Here is a 19,395-nt window from a genome sequence, read left to right on the forward strand (position 1 = left end):
GATCTTGCACCTGTGTGTAGGAGTATGAAAAAAAATGCAACTGAAAAAATTGTTTGTCCCATTATTGGCGGGAATGTTGTTCCTGGGGGGAACCTCTGGGGCGATCGCCGAAGAACTATTGCGCACGATCACTGTCACGGGGCGCGGCGAAGAAGCCATTGCCACGAGTCTTTCTGAAGTACGCCTTGGGGTCGAGGTGCGGGGGGCGACGGCAACCCAAGTCCAGGCAGATATCGCCAAGCGCAGTAACCAAGTGGTGGATTTTCTCAAGTCCAAAAATGTCGCCAAGCTCACCACCACGGGCATTAATCTCCAGCCGGAATATGATTACAACAATGGCGATCGCCGCCTCATCGGTTACTTGGCCACCAATACAGTGAGCTTTGAAGTGCCCACCGCCCAAGCCGGGAGCCTGATGGATGAAGCTGTCAAAGTCGGAGCAACCCGCATTGATGGGATTTCCTTCCGGGCCACCGAAGCCGCCCTCGCTGAAGCAGAAAAAACCGCCCTCGCTGAAGCCGCCCAGGATGCGCGCACCCAGGCCCAAACTGTCCTCGGTGCCTTGGGTTTGAGTCCCCAGGAAATTGTCCAAATCCAGGTCAATGGGGCGACGCCGCCAACCCCCATTTTTAAAACCATGGATACGGCACGAATCGCCTTCGAAAGTGCAGCGCCTTCTCCGGTAGAAGGGGGTGAACAGACGGTGAATGCTTCCGTAACCCTGACGATCCGTTACTAACACCCTGCTTTTTGGGCTAAATTACGCTTAAATCTAGGGGCGATCGCCTTGTGGGATAGGGGCGAAACTTGAGGGAATGTTAGATCTAATCAAACTTGCGGGACAACTGCCAGACATGGGGGCGCACCTCCAGGAACAGGCCGCTACAGGACGTGAACGCATTGAGCGAGGCTTAAGCCTGCTTCAGGAAGCCCAGGCGGATTTTCAGACCCTCCAGGCCCACCAAAATACCTGGGGCGATCGCCTCATTTTTAACCATGGCATTCCCCTCGAATCTCTGGAGACTCGCGTTCCCATTTCGCCCCCTTCCCAAGCCCACACGGTTTTTGCCACGGATGGCTCCCAGATTGCCCCGTCCCACCACGAAATTGCCTACTGTTATTTGATTAATATTGGTCGAGTGATGCTCCACTACGGCCAAAGCTTGCACCCATTGCTCGATCATCTGCCGGAGATTTTTTATCGCAGCGAAGATCTGTACACCTCCCGCAAATGGGGCATCCGCACCGATGAATGGCTCGGTTATCGCCGCACTGCCTCCGAAGCCGAAGTGCTCGCTGAGATGGCCTGTAAGTGGGTATTGCCCCCTGGTGCCCACGGCCATATTCCCAACGTGGCGATGGTAGATGGCTCTCTGGTCTATTGGTTTTTAGAAAATTTGCCCGCCGAAGCCCGCCAACAAATTCTCGAACCCCTCCTGGGAGCCTGGCAACAACTCCGGGAAACCCGCATTCCGCTGATTGGTTACATTAGTTCCACCCGCAGTGTGGAAGCCGTGCATTTCCTGCGGCTCCAGGCTTGCCCCCACGACAAACCCGACTGTCAAACCCATTGCCTCGACGGCGAAACCAAGGAACGCAAACCGGAATTTCGCGAAACTCTCCCCTGTCAAACCATTGAACCGTTGCGGGATAGCACCCTCTTTGAGCAACTGTTGCAACCGGGCGATCGCAGTGGTCTTTGGCTCAGTCAGGCGCGCATTTTAAATCATTATCCAGAAGCGGATCAGGTTTGTTTTTGTTATCTCCATGTGGGGACGGAGGTGGCGCGGATCGAGATGCCCCGCTGGGTCGCGGCAGATCCTCAACTCCTCGATCAAACCCTAGGCATTGTCCTCGGCCAAGTGCAAAAGGGGTTTGGGTATCCTGTGGCGATCGCCGAAGCCCACAATCAAGCTGTGATCCGGGGTGGCGATCGCGCCCGATTTTTTGCGCTCCTCGAACAACAACTCCTCAAAGCAGGGTTAACCAACGTCGGTGTCTCTTACAAAGAAACTCGCAAGCGGGGTTCCGTGGCTTAAAGAGCATGCTCTCCCCCCACAAAGACTTTTCAGGAGAATTCTGAAACTCCCCTAAGCCAGTCCCAATCCCCCATCGGAGAGCATACAATAAACAAGCATCAGCACTTTTTCTCAGGCAGGCACAATTGTCGTCACCATCACGTCGTGCATTCTGCCGCACAATTTTCTTTTAGTCACTTCTGCGCGAACCGATAATGCCCGAAAACTCTCAATTTCCCGTTGAACCGACCCAGAAACCCAGTGGCACGGAGCAACAGCATGAAGAAAATCCCTGGGTAGAGACCATCAAGACCCTTGTGACCGCTGGTATTTTGGCCATTGGGATCCGCACCTTCGTCGCCGAGGCCCGCTACATTCCTTCCGAGTCGATGCTGCCGACCCTAGAAGTGAACGATCGCCTAATCATTGAAAAAATTAGCTATCACTTCAAAAATCCCCAACGGGGCGATGTGGTGGTCTTTAACCCGACAGAAATTCTCCAGCAGCAAAACTATCGGGATGCTTTTATTAAACGGGTGATCGGGATTCCTGGTGATACCGTACAAGTCAGCGGCGGCACCGTTTTTATCAATGGGGAAGCCCTCGAAGAAGACTATATCAACGAAGCCCCAGAATATGACTACGGCCCCGTGACGATTCCAGAAGATCACTACCTCGTCCTTGGCGATAACCGCAACAATAGCTATGACTCCCACTATTGGGGTTTTGTCCCCCGTGAAAAGCTTGTGGGGAAAGCCTTTATTCGTTTTTGGCCCTTTAATCGTGTGGGCATCCTCAACGAAGAGCCGCAATTTGCCGACGAAGAACCGATTACACCCTAGCGTCCCATCCCAGAGACCGCTAGGATATAGGGCGACTCCCTATCCCGGCAACCATGAGTGAACCATCCCCTTTGCTGCAAGCATCAGGTCTCCATAAAAGTTTCGGTGGCATCCGTGCGGTGCAAAATGCTTCGATTACGGTGCCCCGTGGACAGATTACGGGGTTGATTGGCCCCAATGGGGCGGGCAAAACGACGTTGTTTAATTTGCTCTCAAATTTTATTACGCCGGATCGGGGGACAGTTATTTTTAACGGCCAGGAAGTGCAGCACTTACCGTCTCACCAGATTGCGGCACGGGGTTTTGTGCGTACCTTCCAAGTGGCGCGGGTGTTATCACGGTTATCGGTACTAGACAATATGTTGCTGGCGGCCCAACAGCAAACGGGGGAAAACTTCCTACGGGTGTGGCAACAGGGGAAAATTCGTCGCCAAGAAAAGGCAAATCGGGAAAAGGCGATCGCCATCTTAGAATCCGTCGGTCTAGGGGAAAAAGCCCAGGATTACGCTGGTGCTCTGTCGGGGGGACAACGCAAACTCCTGGAAATGGCCAGGGCATTGATGAGCGATCCCCAGTTAATTTTGTTGGATGAGCCTGCGGCGGGCGTGAACCCCACTTTGATCAACCAAATTTGTGAACACATTGTCCGCTGGAACCAACAGGGAATTTCCTTTTTGATCATTGAGCACAATATGGATGTGATCATGTCCTTGTGTAACCACATCTGGGTATTGGCAGAGGGGAGTAATTTGGCGGACGGAACCCCCGAAGATATCCAGTGTAATGAACAGGTTTTAGAGGCTTATTTGGGATCGTAATGCGCGTTTTATTAACAAATGACGACGGGATTGATGCGCCTGGAATTGCAACCTTACAAAAGGCGATCGCTCCCCACGCCAGAGAAGTAGTGACGGTGGCCCCCCAAACACAGATGTCGGAATGTGGCCATCGGTTTACGGTTTATGCGCCGATCCCAGTGGAGCAACGGACGAAAAATGCCTATGCGGTGGCAGGTACGCCAGCAGATTGTACACGCTTAGGTTTAACGCAGTTTGCGGCAGATGTTGATTGGGTGCTGTCGGGGGTAAATGCTGGTGGTAATTTGGGCGTGGATATTTACACTTCAGGGACGGTGGCGGCAGTGCGGGAAGCGACGATCCTCGGCAAGCGGGCGATCGCCTTTTCCCATTTCATCCAGCGGCCTTTAGAAATCGATTGGGATCTTGTCACCCACTGGACGGGGAAACTTTTGGCGCAATTATTGACCCAGGAACTACCGGAAAAGCATTTTTGGAATGTGAATTTTCCCCATTTAACGGCGACCTCTGACCCGGAAATTATTTTCTGTGAGCGCAGCACCGACCCGATGCAAGTGTGCTATGAAGCACGGGATCAACAGTTCCATTATGTCGGCTCCTACCCTGAGCGCCCCCGGGCCGCTGGTACCGATGTGGATGTGTGTTTTTCGGGAAATATTGCCGTGACCCAAATTTCGATCTAGGCAAGGGCATTGAACACGAGCTTTAGCAACCACAGGGTCAACAAACCGCCCAAAAGAATCACCAAGGCGATCGCCCCGAAAATTAAAATCAGGGGACGCCAATCAATGGAGGCATTGTCGAGGTCAGTCTGGTCGGGCAAATCCTGTTCTAAAAGCTTTAAATTCGCCTCGTTGGCTTTCCAGGCCACATCAAAGAGATCGCCGGCCACGGGCACCGTACCAACAATGCTATCCACAAGAAGATTGAGAGCCATTTTGACGAGGGTATCCTGTTTTGCTCCCAGTTTGGCCGCCTCGAAAATCACATAGCCAGAGAGAATTAAACTCAGGTAATCCCCCACCGCTGGCACCAAACCGATAATCGGGTCGAGGCCGATTTTGTACTTTGTCCCCGGAATGGCGATCGCACTGTCGAGCAGCTTACTCAGGGTGCGGATGCGTTTTAACGTCTTCGGGTTCGGGGTTTTGGGGGCAGTCATGGGTCAATGGGGAAAGCCAGAACATTGTGCAGCAGCCAGTGGAGCATGGTTTCAACATCCCGCAGGATTAAGGGTCGATTGGCCGCCGTGAGCAGAGGCACATGGAGAAATAAGGTCCGTGCTTGAGATTGCTGCCGCTGGAGATGCTTTAACACTTGAAAATATAGCCCTTCACAGACAAATTTGCCGGCATCGTCGCTAATCTCCGTAAATTCTAGGGGAGCCGTGAGAGCCTGCAGATCCAAGCGCGTTTGTAACTGCTGCCCCTGATAAAAAGCTTGGGATTCCACCGTGAGGCGATCGCGTTTTTCGGCCATGCCACAGCAGAGCACCAGATCCGGCTGATAAGCGGCAATGGCTTGAATGGTTTTTGCAGAGGCGATCGCCGTTTCCACCGGCAGATGGTGCAGAAATAAAAAATCCGCAAAGGCCAGTCGCCTCGCCTTAAGCTGACAGAGCAGATCATCCGAGGCATTGGAAGTGTGATGTTCCAGCCAGGGTTGAAAGGAGGTCAGTAAAATTTTGCCGCGCACGCGCTACGAATTACTAAGTCTATCGAGGCTATATTGGGCTGCTTCCTGTACCTGGGGATGGTCGTCTTTGACGAGGAACTTGACCGCCGCAAGACTCTTTTCACAAGGTAACGCGCCTAGGGCTTCTGCGAGCCGTTGTCGTACTAGCCAATTGTCTGAGGAAACAAAGGTTACAAGGCGATCCACGGTTTCTACGGCACCAATTTCTCCCAGGGCAGCGATCGCTGCTTGTTCTAAAATGGCTTCCCCACTATCAAGGGCTTGAACCAGGGCATCCTTCGCTTCCGGACGACCGAGATTCCCCAAAGAAACCGCCGCACTAAAACGCACTAACCAAGAGGTATCTTCATAAAAAGCCCGCAGCAGTGGTTTTAAAGCCCGCTCATCCTGGAGATACCCTAAAGCACCCGCCGCATCAGCCCGAATACCATAATCGCCGTCAGTTTCTAGCAGCTTGATCAAAATTGGATAGGACTCTTCTGTCTGCTTAATCCCCAGGGCAAAAACCGCCATCGAGCGAATTTGCAGCACCTCATCATCTAATACTTTTTTAATGAGGGGCATCGCTTCTAGGGGGGCTACATCCCGCAATTGGGCCAGGGCAATCATGCGATCCTTGGAGTTTTCACTTTCGAGTTGTTGGGAAAGTGTCGCTAAGCTGGGGTGAGACATAACCAAATTTTGTAAAAGTTCTTAATAAAATTGTAATCAAGATTCTCAGGATTTTTCAATAAACCATGACCCACTCCCTAAATCCGGTGTTGTTAATCCATGGCTTTTTAGACCGCCACACTGTGTTTAAACCCCTAACTCGATACCTCAGTCAGCAAGGTTGGGAGATTCATGCCCTTGATCTACAACCCAATGATGGCCGTCAAGCACTGCCCATTTTAGCCAGCCAAATCGAAACCTATGTCCACCAACATTTTGGGGCGATCCAGCGGTTCGATCTCGTGGGATTTAGTATGGGGGGCATTGTGACCCGCTACTATTTGCAACGGCTCGGCGGCAATCAACGGGTGGAACGTTATGTGAGTATTTCGGCCCCCAATAATGGCACGTTATCAGCCTATGGTTTGCCCTTTCCAGGGATTCGTCAGATGCGCCCGGATAGTGACTTGCTTCAGGATTTAAACCGTGATGTGGCCACTGCCCTAGAACCTGTAAAAGTCACTTGGCTATGGACTCCCTTTGATCTCATGATTCTCCCCGCCAAGAGCACGAAGCTCCCCATTGGCACCGGCGTGCAGTTGCCCGTACCTTTACATCCTTGGATGTTGTCTGACCCCCGTGCCCTTAAGGCGATCGCCAAGGCCCTGCAACAATAGCAAACTTCAAAGTGTATGTCGCTCTGGTTGGTAGGATTGAATCGCCCGCATATATTGCGCCCGTTCAAAGGCACTTTCATCGGGACAATTAATCTGGCTCATGCTGCCCCGCAATTGTTCAAGGGATAGATATTCATGTTCTTCGAGCCATTGCATCATTTCTGTTTCAATGGTTTCAATGTGATGAATACCATGGCGTAATAAAGTCGCCACTAAAGCCGTCACTTTTGCCCCCGCCATTAACATTTTGATCGCATCGGTTCCCCGTTGAATGCCGCTGGTCGCCGCAAAGTCCACATCTAAACGCCCATAAAGCATCGCAATCCAGCGCATCGGCAGACGCATATCCAACGGGCTACTCAGGATTAAATTCGGGGTGACTTCCAGGTTTTCGATATCAATATCCGGCTGATAAAAACGGTTAAATAAAACTAAGCCACTCGCCCCATTATCAACTAACCGTTTCGCTATATTTGCCATGTTGCTAAAGAACGGACTCAGCTTTACGGCAACGGGAATATTTAAATTTTCCCGCACTGTCCGCACGATTTGAATATATTCATACTCCACCTCTGAACCGTTTTTATTAATATCCGTCGGGACATAATAAATGTTCAATTCAATGGCATCGGCTCCGGCTTGTTCCATCAGTTTGGCGGTGTGTTCCCATTCCCCTTGGTGAGAACCGTTGAGGCTGGCAATAATCGGCATATCGACGGCGGATTTAGCAGTCCGAATATGTTCTAAATAGGTTTCAACACCTACATGAAAAACATTGGAAGCATTCTCTGGGAAATAATTTAAGGCTTCGGCAAAGGAGTCCGTTCCATAGGTGAAGTGATGGTGCAATTCGAGTTTTTCTTTACGAATTTGTTCTTCAAAGAGGGAATGTAAAACGACGGCTCCGGCTCCGGCATCCTCCATCCGTTTGATGTTATCGATGTCCTCAGTTAAGGGAGCGGCTGCACCAACAATTAATGGCGATCGCAGGGTCAGACCTAAATATTGTGTGGTTAAATCCATGGTGGTTTTCCGGTAGGTTAATGGTTTTACATCCCCTAAATCCCCCTGAAGTAAGGGGGACTTGAGGCGTTAGGCTTCGGGACGGTTGGCAAGGTATTCGTACATCCGCCAACGGGTATCGACATCGTTCTGGGCTTGTTTGAGCAGTTCCTTGGCAGCTTTGGGCTTGGTCATGGTGAGCATTTTGAAGCGGTTTTCTTTGTACATGGAGCTTTCGACGCTGCCTTTGGGGGTACGGCTATCGAGTTGGAGGGGGTTTTTACCCTCTGTTTTGAGGTCAGGGTTATAGCGGTACAATAGCCAGCGTCCGCTTTCGACGAGTTCTTTTTGGTGACTCATGGCGGTTTGCATATTAATGCCATGGGCGATGCAGTGGCTGTAGGCGATGATCAGGGAGGGGCCTTCGTAGGCTTCGGCTTCGAGGAAGGCTTTCAGGGTGTGTTCGTCTCTGGCTCCCATTGCCACGGAGGCGACGTACACATTGCCGTAGGTCATGGCGATTAAACCGAGGTCTTTTTTCGGGGCGGGTTTCCCACCAGCGGCGAATTTGGCAACGGCGGCGCGGGGGGTTGCTTTGGAGGATTGTCCGCCAGTATTGGAATAAACCTCGGTGTCCATTACGAGAATATTGATATTTTTCCCGCTGGCGATCGCATGATCCAGACCACCAAACCCGATGTCATAGGCCCAACCGTCCCCACCGACGATCCAGACGGATTTTTTCACGAGGTAATCGGCGAGGGACGCTAGCTGTTTCGCATCGGGGGAATTGAGGGTTGCGAGTTTATTTTTCAGTTCCCGCACCCGTTGCCGTTGTTCCCAAATATCGGCTTCATCAGCTTGGCGGGCATTTAACAATTCACCGACAAAACTATCACCAAGTTCACCGCTTAAGCGTTGTAATAATTCCGCCGCAAATTGGGCTTGTTTATCAATCGAGAGGCGGAATCCTAAGCCAAATTCGGCGTTATCTTCAAAGAGGGAATTTGACCAAGCGATGCCCTTTCCTTCGGCATTGGTGGTGTAGGGGGTGGTCGGTAAGTTGCCGCCATAGATGGAGGAACAACCCGTCGCATTGGCAATCACCGTGCGATCGCCAAATAGTTGGGACACCAATTTAATGTACGGGGTTTCACCACAGCCGGCACACGCACCAGAGAATTCAAAGAGCGGCTCCTGCAATTGCTGTTCGCGAATTTGATTGAGTTTTAATTCGCGCCGTTCCGGTAAGGGCAAATTCAAGAAGTAATCCCAATTCGTTCTTTCCTGTTCCCGTAGGGGCAACTGTTCCACCATATTGATTGCTTTTTTCGAGGGTTGCGCCTTATTTTTCGCCGGACAAACATCCACACAAACGCCACAGCCGGTACAGTCTTCCGGAGCCACCTGAATCGTGAATTTCTGCCCTGAAAAATTCTTGTCTTTCGCATCAATGGATTTAAAACTTTCCGGCGCATTTCCTAACAGATTGGGTTCATAAACTTTGGCGCGGATCGTCGCGTGGGGACAGACCATCACGCACTTACCGCATTGAATACAAACCTCTGGATCCCACTCTGGAATGAATTGGGCAACGTTGCGTTTTTCCCATTTAGAAGTGCCCGTCGGGTAAGTGCCATCGCAGGGCAGACAACTCACCGGTAGGCGATCGCCCTCTTTGATCAGCATCGGCGCTTGGACATTACGCATAAAATCGGGCGCATTGGGAGACACCGCTGGCGGTTTACGAATGGGACTATTTGCCTCGCCCACGTTCACCTCAAACAAATTCGCCAAGGTGTTATCCACCGCCTGAATATTCATGGTGACCACATCCGCGCCTTTCTTGCCGTAAGTCTTCTGGATATATTCCTTAATTTTAGAAATGGCTTCCTCTTTTGGCAGGACACCAGAGAGGGCAAAGAAACAGGTTTGCATCACCGTATTAATTCGTCCGCCCATGCCACTTTCCCGGGCTACCTTATTCGCATTAATCACATAGAATTTCAAATTTTTGTGAAAAATTTGTTCCTGCACCTCAAGGGGCAATTGATCCCACACTTGATCCACAGCATAGGGACTATTTAAAAGAAAAATTGAACCATCCTTTGCGCCACTGAGCACATCTAATTTTTCGAGGAATAACCATTGGTGACAGCCCACAAAATTCGCCTGATTAATTAAATAGGTGGAGCGAATTAAATTGGGGCCAAAGCGCAGATGGGAAACCGTCACTGCCCCTGATTTTTTCGAGTCATAGACGAAATAACCTTGGGCGTAATTATCCGTTTCTTCGCCAATAATTTTGATCGAATTTTTATTCGCGCCCACCGTCCCATCGGAACCTAAGCCATAAAACATCGCCCGTACCACGCTATCCGGCTCACTAGAGAAACTCGGATCATAGGCAAGGGAAGTGTGGCTAACATCATCATTAATGCCAACGGTGAAATGATTCTTTGGTTTGGCTTGATCTAATTCATCAAAAATCCCCTTTACCATCGCCGGGTTAAACTCTTTAGAAGACAAACCATAACGTCCCCCAACAACTTTCGGCATTGTGCCTTCCCAAGCTTCCATCAACGCCGATACTACATCTAAATAGAGCGGTTCACCGTTTGCACCGGGTTCCTTCGTGCGGTCTAACACAGCAATTTTTTCGACGGTTTTTGGTAACGCCGAAATTAATGCCGAGCCATCAAAGGGGCGATATAACCGCACTTTTAACACACCCACTTTTTCCCCTTGGGCGTTGAGGTAATCCACCGTTTCATGGACGGTTTCACAACCGGAACCCATCAGCATAATTACCCGTGTCGCATCCGGCGCGCCCACATATTCAAATAATTTGTAGGCACGTCCCGTCAGTGCCCCAAAGCGATCCATCATTTCCTTCACAATGGCGCTGCATTTGTCATAGAACGGATTCACCGATTCCCGCGCTTGGAAAAAGACATCGGGGTTTTGGGCTGTGCCGCGCACCACTGGATGATCGGGGGTTAAGGCTCTGGCGCGGTGGGCAAACACATCTTCATCGTCGATCAGTTCCCGTAAAACAGATTCATCGAGTAATTCAATTTTTTGAATTTCGTGGGAGGTGCGAAACCCATCAAAAAAGTGGATGAAGGGTACACGGGCTTTCATCGTCGCCGCTTGGGCAATCAACGCCATATCGTGGGCTTCCTGCACCGAGGCAGACGACAACAGGGCAAATCCCGTCCCCCGCACAGCCATCACATCGGAGTGATCGCCAAAAATGGAGAGGGCTTGGGCTGCAACGGAACGGGCGGCGACATGGATCACCGCTGAGGTTAATTCCCCCGCAATTTTGTAGAGGTTGGGGATCATTAACAGTAGCCCTTGGGAGGCGGTGAAGGTTGTCGTTAAAGAACCCGTTTGCAGTGCGCCGTGGACGGCTCCGGCAGCGCCACCTTCACTCTGCATTTCGATGATGCTGGGCACGGTTCCCCAGAGATTTGGCTGTCCTTGGGAGGCCCAGGCATCGGCCCATTCGCCCATCAGTGAAGCGGGGGTGATGGGATAAATGGCAATGACTTCGTTTAGTTTGTAGGCAACTTTGGCGACGGCTTCATTCGCATCGAGGGTGGCAATTGTGTTAGTAGCCATAATCTCAAAATTCTAATGTTTTGCTGGTGACTGGGTGGAAATCGTGGGTGATGATCTGTTTTGTGAGTCGAGGCAGTGAAAAAAAGTGATTGATGTTAGCTATTTTTTGAGCCTGATACTTGGTTGACTTTAACAACAAAATGCTTGCTAAAAGTTATAAGAAAAAATAGAATTTGATTGGCTTGATCCGGAAAATCAAGGAAATATTTACACTTCTAATTTTAGAGATATTTTTTGCTGTCTTGGATTGTTCTGCTGTAGAAAATGATAAAAATCAGTGAAGGTTTAAATTTCGTTGAAATCCTAGGGGAAGCTAAATAAGAAAAGTTATTTTTTGCTTTTTTTTGTAACGATCTTGGGCATGGTTTTGGTGTCAACTTTTTTAGTAGAGATTGATTATGACACCTTCGGCAATAGAGGAAAAACTGTCGTTGGTTGGCCAAGAAGCTGGGCCTATTGTCAGCATAAAAATCTCGTCGGTTTAGCGATCGCCCACGAGAATTCAAAGAATTAAAGAATTACCTGGAAAAATTGGCTTTGGGCTGAGGTTTTTGCACGCAAACCCCAACCTTTCGCCTACGCCTAGTCAAAAAAATATTGGCGATCGCCCTCTTGATCTTTAGCAGGTAGAAACGGAGATATCTCCCGATGAGAAATAGGCGCAGTCACCATCGGAGACATAGGAACCGTAGCCCCCAGCCCCACCAGTGCTGTAGTAGGAATCATAGCCGCTAGAATCATTCCCATAGCTGCCGTCGTAATTATTACTGCCAGCGCCAAGGTAACCTTGCACCGTGTAATCGCCTGCATAGCCCCACGCACCAGTGTAGTAATCCAGCCAGTAACTCCCCGCAGGAATCGAGCCGCCAGCCAGATACTCAAGGATCATCAAATCTTCGCCCTGGATATATTCGCCATTGACATAGACTTGGGCTTTTACGGGTATCGAGGCACCCGCGAGCAGGAGGAGAGAAGACAAGACCGTCAGAGAAACTTTTTTCAGAAACATGGACCAAACCTCCCGTGAGGGAAAACTAGAAAAGTTAGAGACTGAAGCATTCTGGAACGATTAGGTCAGGTTGCTGGGGATAAGTAGTGGCCACAAAATTTTACTGATGCAGTTTGTCTAAATTTTTGACGCTCACCCTGGATTTATTATCTACTGATGTTTGAATTTTTCAGCGGTCTTTAACCCTACATTTCCCTCAAGCTGCCGTAATCCTCAGTGCAAATAAGCCATAGAGAAACTTTATTATCTAGGCTTTTTCCATGAAGGTTTTCTCATGGAATCTTCACCAGGGATTTAGGCAAGCGGGTCAAGATATCCATCATCGTCAAGAATCTGGCGATCAGTGTCGAGGTCAGATCCCAAAGGAGAGGTCTTTGCCCATGGAACCCGCCCAACGACAACGGAATGTTCAATGGCGATCGCCCCAGGGGATCTCTAGCCCAACCCCTGTTTCTGGGAAACGAGCCCCCCGATCTAGGCCGCCAGCTCCTCGCCACCGCATCGTGCTATATTCCCACGACACCATGGGCTTGGGTCACAAACGGCGTAATGTGTTGATTGCGCAGACCCTACAACGATCAGCTTTGCCCCTAGATATTTTGCTCATTAGTGGCATGGGCGATGGCAATGAAGGGCTGGCCCGTGCGGGGATTGATTGTTTAAGTTTGCCAGCCTTGAAAAAAAGCCGGGATGGTTCCTACAGAGCGCGTCATTTAGCCTTGCCGTTACGGGACATCATTGGGTTGCGATCGCAGCTAATTTTAAAAACTATCCAACAATTTCAACCGGATGTTTTCATCGTCGATAATGTCCCCAGGGGGGCAGAACGGGAACTAGACCCCAGCCTGGAATACATCCGGAAACAGCCTAAGATGCGCTGTGTTTTGGGGCTAAGGGATGTGTTGGACGACCCGGCAGCGGTGCGGCGGGATTGGCAACGGGCGGACAACGAAACGGCCATTCGTCGCTACTATGATGCGGTGTGGATTTACGGCGATCCCCAGGTTTACGATCTGCGGCGAGAATATGATTTTTCCCCAGAGGTGGTCGCAAAAATGCTGCCCCTCGGTTATTTCAATCAATGCGATCGCCTCCAGTATTTAGGGCAATCCTGGCAAGAAACCTTAAAAGCGTGGGATTTACCCGCCCGGTTCGTCCTCGGTGCGGTGGGTGGCGGCCAAGATGGGGAAACCCTGGCGATCGCCTTTGCCCAAATTCCCTTCACCGCCGAAAATCCGGGGGTGCTACTCACGGGGCCTTTTATGCCGGAGTCCGTGCGCCAAACCCTAGGGGCGATCGCCCAACATAATCCCCACCTGACGATCCTTCCTTCCTGTCCCGAACCGACGATTCTCATGGCCGCCGCCGAACGGGTGATTGCCATGGGTGGCTACAATACCACCTGTGAAATTCTTTCCTTCCAGAAACCCGCTCTGATTATTCCCCGGATAAAACCCCGCCAGGAACAATGGCTGCGGGCGACCCGTTTAAAAAAATTGGGTCTGGTGGACGTGCTCCATCCCCACCAGGTTAATCCTCAGAATCTAGCGGCTTGGCTCCGTTGTGATCCAAAACCCCCCAAGCGCAGTGCTGGTCTCAATCTCCAGGCCACCGAACAATTGCCCCTCCTTTTAGGTCAAATGCTCAAGACTTCTAGCGGTTTTACTGCCCAAGCTTCCTAGTCCATCACCTTATTTCCACTATTTGTTCAATGTGCCATGGCCATTGCCTACGTTGTTAAACGCTATCCCCGCTATTCAGAAACCTTTATCGTCAATGAAATTCTCGCCCACGAAGCAGCGGGTTTAGATATCAAAATTTTTGCCCTACGGCCCCCGGTGGATAGTCATTTCCAAGACAAAATTGCCCGGGTCAAAGCCCCCGTCACCTACATCCAAAAACCCAGCCAAGGGCGATCGCACCCCGATTTATTGGGGCAAAATCCCACCGCCGCCAGTTACCTCTGGGCAGAAATCCAAGCTACCGCCACCCTGATCCCCGACCTCTGGGAAAAATTAGCCTACGCCGCCGGAGAACGTTCCAGTGTTCTGTATCAAGCCCTCTGGCTCGCCCAAGCCGTCCGCCACCAGGGGATCACCCATCTCCATGCCCACTTTGCCAGCGTCGCCACCAGCGTTACCCGGTTAGCCGCCCACTTTGCGGAAGTACCCTACAGCTTTACGGCCCACGCAAAAGATATTTTCCATGAAAGCGTGGATCCAGCCGATTTCGCCAGCAAACTCCAAGATGCCTGCGCTGTGGTGACTGTCAGTGACTATAACCGTACCTATTTACAACAGCAGTATGGGGAAGTTGCAACTAAGGTCAAACGCATTTACAACGGCATGGATTTAACGGAACTTCCCTACCAACCCCATTTAGAAAATCCACAGCCACCGTTAATTGTGTCAGTGTCGCGCCTCGTGGAAAAGAAAGGCTTGACCTATCTGATTGCTGCCTGCGATCTGCTGCGCCGTTGGAATTGTTCGTTCCGCTGTCAAATCGTGGGGAGTGGCCCCCTAGAAACGACATTGCGATCGCAAATTGCCCAACACCAGCTAGAGCCTTGGGTGGAAATCACTGGCCCCAAACCCCAGGGAGAAGTGTTTCAGCTCCTAAAACAGGCGACAGTTTTTGCGGCCCCCTATGTCATTGGGAAAGATGGCAATCGGGATGGTTTACCTACAGTTTTGTTAGAGGCGATCGCCTTGGGGACTCCCTGCGTGGCAACGGATGTCACGGGCATTCCGGAAATTATTCAACACCAGGAGACAGGGTTGCTGGTGGCCCAAAATGATCCAGAACAACTTGCCAAAGCCCTTCAAATTCTTTTAAATCAAGCAGATTTACGTCACCGTTTTGCCCGAGCAGCCCGCCAGCGTTTAGAACAAGCCTTTGATCTCCAGCGCAATGCGGCCCAACTCCGCCAACTGTTCCACCAAGGGGAGGCCCAACGATGAAAATTGCCTATGTCTGCGCCGATCCGGGCATTCCGGTCTTTGGCTGCAAAGGGGCCTCGATCCATGTGCAGGAGATGATCCGCGCCTTTCAGAACCAGGGGGCAACGGTGACGCTTTTTGCCGCGAGGCTTGGAGGCGAACCGCCCGCAGACTTGGCCGATGTACCCGTCCATTGCTTACCCAAAGTTCCCAAAGGAGATCTAGCAAGCCGTGAGCAGGGACTCTTTGAACAAAATCAGACATTGCAAAATTTATTAACCCAGGCATCTCCCTACGATCTCGTCTATGAACGTTATTCCCTCTGGAGCCAGGCGGGGATGACCTTTGCGCGAAACTGGCAGATTCCTGGCATTTTAGAAGTGAATGCGCCCCTAATTGAAGAGCAAGCCACACACCGGGGTTTAATAAACCGGGATTTAGCATTGCAGGTCGCAGCGACAGCCTTTGGGAAAGCAACAGCTTTAATCGCCGTGTCCGAGGGGGTAAAGGCCTATTTACAGCAATGGGTGCCGGGCGATCGCCTTTTTGTGGTGCCCAATGGGATCAATCCCACCCGATTTTCCAATGTCTCTAAACCATCCGCCGGAATGCCCTTTACCGTGGGTTTTGTCGGTTCCCTCAAGCCTTGGCATGGCCTGGATCTGCTGATTGAAGCCTTTGCTCAACTGCGACAAACTGTCCCGGAAGCGCGCTTGTTGATCGTCGGCGATGGCCCCCAACGGCCAGCCCTTGAACAGGCGATCGCCCAGCGCAAGTTAACGGCCCAGGTGCAATGGACAGGTGCCGTGTCCCCAGAGGCAGTTCCCCACTGGTTAAGCCAGATGAGCGTGGCTGTGGCCCCCTATCCCGCCAGTGAAAATTTTTATTTTTCCCCCCTCAAGGTGGTGGAATACATGGCGGCGGAGTTGCCTGTGGTGGCGAGTCGCATCGGTCAACTGCCGGACATTATTGACGATGGCGTGACGGGGATTTTGTATCCACCGGGGGAAGTAACAGCTCTTGTCCAGGCCCTCGAACATCTTTGGCGATCGCCCCAGTACCGGAAGCAGTTAGGTCTGGCTGCCCGTGGTTTCGTGCTTAAACACCATACTTGGGATCACATTGCCGCCCAAATTTTGGCGATCGCCAAAGCCTCGTTTTTTAACGTTGAGGTTAAAAGTTAGAAAAATATGCACCGTGCCTCCCCCATGACCCAAGCTGTCCCTGGCCTCTGGGCTGTAATCACCACCTTTTGGCCCCAAATTCGTACCCAGTGGCGACTCCTGTTGGTGGCGATGGTCACTTTGCTGGCAGATGTGGGGTTGCGACTATTGGAACCTTGGCCCCTCAAACTGCTCATTGACGGGGTACTGATTCCCGCTCAAACCCAGCCAGCCCTTTCTTTTCTCGGCTTTAGGAACCTCGATCCCGCCTGGCTCTTGGTTTTCATTGCGGCTGGGGTGATCATCATTGCTGTGAGTCGGGCGATCGCCACCTATTGGAATACCGTCAGTTTGGCGATCGTCGGTAGTCGCGTCATGGCCCAGGTGCGGGATCAACTGTACAGTCATTTGCAACGGCTTTCCCTGCGCTACCACTACCAAGCCCGCAGCGGTGACCTAATTATCCGCGTTAGTAGCGATGCAAATCGTCTCCAGGAAATTTTGCTCACGGCGGCGTTGCCCCTGGTGGTTAGCCTGTTAACCCTGGGGGGAATGCTTGGGGTAATGGCCTGGCTCGACCTGAAACTCACCTTCTTATCCCTCGTGACTTTTCCGCTATTTTGGTTTGCTGCCAGCCGTTTAAGTGCCAAAATTCGCCGTGCTTCCCTCACCCAACGCCACCGGGAAGGGGCCGTCGCCGCCACCGCCGCCGAATCCCTCGCCGCGATTAAACTGGTGCAAGCCCTTTCCCTAGAGCAGGCCTTTGCGGATCTTTTTAGTCGCCAAAACCAACAAAGCCTCCAGGAAAGCATTGAAACCAAACGATTGGCCGCAAACCTAGAGCGGGTGGTAGATGTGTTGATTGCCCTGGGAACAGCCTTGGTGATGGGCTATGGGTCACATCTGGTGATCGAAGATGCCCTCACGCCAGGAACAGTTTTGGTGTTTTTAACCTATCTGCGCAATGCCTACAAACCCGTGCAAAATTTTGCGAAATATACTGGGCGTCTGGCAAAGGCGGCGGCATCAGGGGAACGGATTTTAAATATTTTGGCGGAAACCCCCGATATTCAAGACAAACCAGGGGCGATCGCCACGCCGTCTCTCCGGGGGTTGATTGAATTTAAAGATGTCTCCTTTGGTTATCATCCCGACCAAGGAATTCTTAAGGGGCTAAATTTAACGGTGCAACCCGGCGAAAAAATTGCCCTCGTTGGTGCTTCCGGCAGTGGAAAATCGACGCTTCTCAGTTTGTTATTGCGCCTCTATGACCCAACAGCGGGGAAAATTCTGATTGATGGTCAGGATCTGCGGGATTATCAACTGACGGGCCTCCGGAACCAAATGGCGGTGGTGTTGCAGGAGAGCTTACTATTTGCGGCAACGATCCGGGAAAATATCGCCTATGGCATCGAGGACGCAACGATGGTAAATATCGAAGCGGCGGCCCGTTTAGCCAATGCCCATGACTTTATTTTGCAACTGCCCCAGGGCTACGACACAGTGGTGGGGGAACGGGGGACAACCCTTTCTGGTGGGCAGCGGCAACGGTTGGCGATCGCCAGGGCTGCGATGCGACAAACCCCGATTTTGATCCTGGATGAACCCACCAGTGGCTTGGATAAAGTCAACGAACAGTTGGTTTTTGAAGCCCTAGAACGGTTAGCGGAAAATCGCACCACCTTTCTCGTCACCCACAATCTCCAGTTGGCGATCGCCGCCGACCAAATCCTTTACCTCGACCAGGGACAAATCCAGGAACAGGGCACCCACGCCGAATTATTAGCGCGCCAGGGAGCCTATGCCGACCTTTTCCAACGGCAAACCCTCGCAACGTTCAGCGAATCCTTGCAACATTAACGATGACCGAACTTTACCCTGATCCTAAAATGCCCTGGCTACCGTTTGTCCTCGATCCCCAGTTAGCCCAGCCGCATTTCACTACCATTTTTCCCACTGTGCGGAGGGTGATAAAGGCCGAACTGCTACGCCATAAAATCGGACGCCGGGCCTTGATTGCTTATCATCTGGAAACCGACGCAGGGGAACAGATTATTCTCGGCAAAATTCGCGCCAAGGGCACAGACCACAAAAGCTATGACTGTCAACGGGCGTTATGGAAAAATGGGTTTCATCGCCAGAGTGAAGATGGTTTATCGGTGCCAGAACCCCTTGGTATTGTTGAACCCTGGCGGATGTGGCTACAACGCTGGGTTCCTGGTCAACCCGCAACTAATTTATTGATTATCCAGCCAGATTTACCCGAAAAAATTGCTGCCCTTGCCCACAAACTCCACACCCATTCCGTACCCACCCCAAAGACCCATACCATTGCTGACGAATTACAAATTCTTGGCGATCGCCTCCGGGATTTTGCCCAACAGCAACCCCAATGGCAGGGAAAAATCCAAGATTTTATGGCCCAGAGTGAACGGCTAGGACAAATCTTAGAACAGCATCCCCGTCCCTCAACAACAATTCACCGGGATTTTTACCCTGATCAAATTTTGGTAGAAGGCGATCGCCTTTGGTTGGTGGATCTCGACCTCTACTGTCAAGGAGATCCCGCCGTTGATCTGGGGAATTTTATCGCCCACATGACCGAACAGAGCCTCCGCACTTTGGGTGATCCCGATGCTATGGTTAGTCAAGAACAGACATTAAAGGGCGTTTTTTTAGCAAAACAGGCCTTAGGAAAGTTTTATCTGGGTCAGGCTATTGATATCTACGCCATCTTCACTCTTCTGCGGCATATTGCCATTAGTTGGCGTATCCCAGAGCGTCGTCCAAATATTCCGGCCTTGATCGAACTCTGTGGCGATCGCCTTGCCGAACAACTGCAACAGGTTAGATGAGAAACTTCTCATGGAATTTTTAATGTTGTTTCATTGCTCTCGGTCATCCTTAGAATTGAAGCAATCTGCCCGACAACCCCTATCCTTTAAAAATTGGCT

At 51.2% G+C, this 19,395-nt stretch carries 17 protein-coding genes; 11 read left to right on the plus strand and 6 right to left on the minus strand.

Annotated elements, in window-relative coordinates:
- Positions 1-34 precede the first annotated feature (34 nt).
- From AACQ84_RS07305 to surE, 5 genes are all read left to right on the plus strand, one after another.
- Complete coding sequence (locus tag AACQ84_RS07305; protein WP_041443484.1) at positions 35-739, plus strand: SIMPL domain-containing protein; 705 nt, start codon at positions 35-37, stop codon at positions 737-739.
- Positions 740-815: 76 nt separating this feature from the next.
- Complete coding sequence (locus tag AACQ84_RS07310) at positions 816-2,039, plus strand: DNA double-strand break repair nuclease NurA (RefSeq protein ID WP_012307048.1); 1,224 nt, start codon at positions 816-818, stop codon at positions 2,037-2,039.
- 194 nt (positions 2,040-2,233) lie between these two features.
- Positions 2,234-2,860 carry a signal peptidase I gene (lepB, locus tag AACQ84_RS07315; RefSeq protein WP_012307049.1) on the plus strand — a complete coding sequence of 209 codons (627 nt, stop codon included), beginning with the start codon at positions 2,234-2,236 and terminating at the stop codon, positions 2,858-2,860.
- 53 nt (positions 2,861-2,913) lie between these two features.
- The gene (locus tag AACQ84_RS07320; protein WP_012307050.1) at positions 2,914-3,678 is read left to right on the plus strand and encodes an ABC transporter ATP-binding protein; all 765 of its coding nucleotides are present in this window, start codon (positions 2,914-2,916) and stop codon (positions 3,676-3,678) included.
- Positions 3,678-4,361, plus strand: coding sequence for a 5'/3'-nucleotidase SurE (gene surE / locus AACQ84_RS07325; protein WP_012307051.1), 684 nt, complete (start codon positions 3,678-3,680; stop codon positions 4,359-4,361). The genes AACQ84_RS07320 and surE overlap by 1 nt, the downstream gene beginning before the upstream one ends.
- On the opposite strand, the gene AACQ84_RS07330 is transcribed toward surE, so the two are convergent.
- The 3 genes from AACQ84_RS07330 to AACQ84_RS07340 are packed head-to-tail and all read right to left on the minus strand — an operon-like array spanning position 4,358 to position 6,045.
- On the minus strand, positions 4,358-4,840 hold the full coding sequence (locus tag AACQ84_RS07330; protein ID WP_012307052.1) for a DUF4112 domain-containing protein: 483 nt from the start codon (positions 4,838-4,840) through the stop codon (positions 4,358-4,360). The genes surE and AACQ84_RS07330 overlap by 4 nt on opposite strands.
- Positions 4,837-5,373, minus strand: a complete 537-nt coding sequence (locus tag AACQ84_RS07335; RefSeq protein WP_012307053.1) for a pyroglutamyl-peptidase I family protein — start codon at positions 5,371-5,373, stop codon at positions 4,837-4,839. The genes AACQ84_RS07330 and AACQ84_RS07335 overlap by 4 nt, the downstream gene beginning before the upstream one ends.
- Before the next feature lie 3 nt (positions 5,374-5,376).
- Entirely contained in the window at positions 5,377-6,045 is a 669-nt protein-coding gene (locus AACQ84_RS07340) for a HEAT repeat domain-containing protein (RefSeq protein WP_012307054.1), read from the minus strand.
- Positions 6,046-6,110: 65 nt separating this feature from the next.
- Here AACQ84_RS07340 and AACQ84_RS07345 point away from each other — a divergent pair, with 65 nt between their 5' ends.
- Positions 6,111-6,701 (plus strand): esterase/lipase family protein, encoded by a 591-nt coding sequence (locus AACQ84_RS07345; protein ID WP_012307055.1) that lies wholly within the window; start codon positions 6,111-6,113, stop codon positions 6,699-6,701.
- A gap of 6 nt (positions 6,702-6,707) precedes the next feature.
- On the opposite strand, the gene AACQ84_RS07350 is transcribed toward AACQ84_RS07345, so the two are convergent.
- The 3 genes from AACQ84_RS07350 to AACQ84_RS07360 all read right to left on the minus strand — a co-directional run bounded on the left by AACQ84_RS07350 (position 6,708) and on the right by AACQ84_RS07360 (position 12,339).
- Entirely contained in the window at positions 6,708-7,724 is a 1,017-nt protein-coding gene (locus tag AACQ84_RS07350) for a dihydroorotate dehydrogenase-like protein (RefSeq protein ID WP_012307056.1), read from the minus strand.
- Between the two features lie 69 nt (positions 7,725-7,793).
- Positions 7,794-11,330 (minus strand): pyruvate:ferredoxin (flavodoxin) oxidoreductase, encoded by a 3,537-nt coding sequence (nifJ, locus tag AACQ84_RS07355; protein WP_012307057.1) that lies wholly within the window; start codon positions 11,328-11,330, stop codon positions 7,794-7,796.
- A 619-nt stretch (positions 11,331-11,949) separates the two neighbouring features.
- The gene (locus tag AACQ84_RS07360; protein WP_012307058.1) at positions 11,950-12,339 is read right to left on the minus strand and encodes a hypothetical protein; all 390 of its coding nucleotides are present in this window, start codon (positions 12,337-12,339) and stop codon (positions 11,950-11,952) included.
- 380 nt (positions 12,340-12,719) lie between these two features.
- Between AACQ84_RS07360 and AACQ84_RS07365 the strand changes: the two genes are divergently transcribed.
- Genes AACQ84_RS07365 through AACQ84_RS07385 form a run of 5 tightly spaced genes read left to right on the plus strand, consistent with a single transcriptional unit; the run spans position 12,720 to position 19,296 of the window.
- Complete coding sequence (locus tag AACQ84_RS07365) at positions 12,720-14,021, plus strand: glycosyltransferase family protein (protein WP_012307059.1); 1,302 nt, start codon at positions 12,720-12,722, stop codon at positions 14,019-14,021.
- A gap of 36 nt (positions 14,022-14,057) precedes the next feature.
- Positions 14,058-15,299 carry a glycosyltransferase family 4 protein gene (locus tag AACQ84_RS07370; protein ID WP_012307060.1) on the plus strand — a complete coding sequence of 414 codons (1,242 nt, stop codon included), beginning with the start codon at positions 14,058-14,060 and terminating at the stop codon, positions 15,297-15,299.
- The gene (locus tag AACQ84_RS07375; protein WP_012307061.1) at positions 15,296-16,462 is read left to right on the plus strand and encodes a glycosyltransferase family 4 protein; all 1,167 of its coding nucleotides are present in this window, start codon (positions 15,296-15,298) and stop codon (positions 16,460-16,462) included. The genes AACQ84_RS07370 and AACQ84_RS07375 overlap by 4 nt, the downstream gene beginning before the upstream one ends.
- 24 nt (positions 16,463-16,486) lie before the next feature.
- On the plus strand, positions 16,487-18,301 hold the full coding sequence (locus AACQ84_RS07380) for an ABC transporter ATP-binding protein (RefSeq protein ID WP_234991410.1): 1,815 nt from the start codon (positions 16,487-16,489) through the stop codon (positions 18,299-18,301).
- Positions 18,302-18,303: 2 nt separating this feature from the next.
- The gene (locus AACQ84_RS07385) at positions 18,304-19,296 is read left to right on the plus strand and encodes a phosphotransferase family protein (RefSeq protein ID WP_012307063.1); all 993 of its coding nucleotides are present in this window, start codon (positions 18,304-18,306) and stop codon (positions 19,294-19,296) included.
- Positions 19,297-19,395: the final 99 nt, after the last annotated feature.

It is taken from the genome of Picosynechococcus sp. PCC 7002, from assembly GCF_963860125.1.
Taxonomy (GTDB): Bacteria; Cyanobacteriota; Cyanobacteriia; order Cyanobacteriales; family MRBY01; genus MRBY01.

Bases quoted from the DNA above. Each gene is read 5' to 3' on its own strand.
- AACQ84_RS07375 (WP_012307061.1), top strand. From the start codon at position 15,296: ATGAAAATTGCCTATGTCTGCGCCGATCCGGGCATTCCGGTCTTTGGC.
- AACQ84_RS07350 (WP_012307056.1), bottom strand. From the start codon at position 7,724: ATGGATTTAACCACACAATATTTAGGTCTGACCCTGCGATCGCCATTA.
- nifJ (WP_012307057.1), bottom strand. From the start codon at position 11,330: ATGGCTACTAACACAATTGCCACCCTCGATGCGAATGAAGCCGTCGCC.
- AACQ84_RS07345 (WP_012307055.1), top strand. From the start codon at position 6,111: ATGACCCACTCCCTAAATCCGGTGTTGTTAATCCATGGCTTTTTAGAC.
- AACQ84_RS07320 (WP_012307050.1), top strand. From the start codon at position 2,914: ATGAGTGAACCATCCCCTTTGCTGCAAGCATCAGGTCTCCATAAAAGT.
- AACQ84_RS07365 (WP_012307059.1), top strand. From the start codon at position 12,720: ATGGAACCCGCCCAACGACAACGGAATGTTCAATGGCGATCGCCCCAG.
- AACQ84_RS07305 (WP_041443484.1), top strand. From the start codon at position 35: ATGCAACTGAAAAAATTGTTTGTCCCATTATTGGCGGGAATGTTGTTC.
- surE (WP_012307051.1), top strand. From the start codon at position 3,678: ATGCGCGTTTTATTAACAAATGACGACGGGATTGATGCGCCTGGAATT.
- AACQ84_RS07380 (WP_234991410.1), top strand. From the start codon at position 16,487: ATGACCCAAGCTGTCCCTGGCCTCTGGGCTGTAATCACCACCTTTTGG.
- lepB (WP_012307049.1), top strand. From the start codon at position 2,234: ATGCCCGAAAACTCTCAATTTCCCGTTGAACCGACCCAGAAACCCAGT.
- AACQ84_RS07385 (WP_012307063.1), top strand. From the start codon at position 18,304: ATGACCGAACTTTACCCTGATCCTAAAATGCCCTGGCTACCGTTTGTC.
- AACQ84_RS07370 (WP_012307060.1), top strand. From the start codon at position 14,058: ATGGCCATTGCCTACGTTGTTAAACGCTATCCCCGCTATTCAGAAACC.
- AACQ84_RS07360 (WP_012307058.1), bottom strand. From the start codon at position 12,339: ATGTTTCTGAAAAAAGTTTCTCTGACGGTCTTGTCTTCTCTCCTCCTG.
- AACQ84_RS07330 (WP_012307052.1), bottom strand. From the start codon at position 4,840: ATGACTGCCCCCAAAACCCCGAACCCGAAGACGTTAAAACGCATCCGC.
- AACQ84_RS07340 (WP_012307054.1), bottom strand. From the start codon at position 6,045: ATGTCTCACCCCAGCTTAGCGACACTTTCCCAACAACTCGAAAGTGAA.
- AACQ84_RS07310 (WP_012307048.1), top strand. From the start codon at position 816: ATGTTAGATCTAATCAAACTTGCGGGACAACTGCCAGACATGGGGGCG.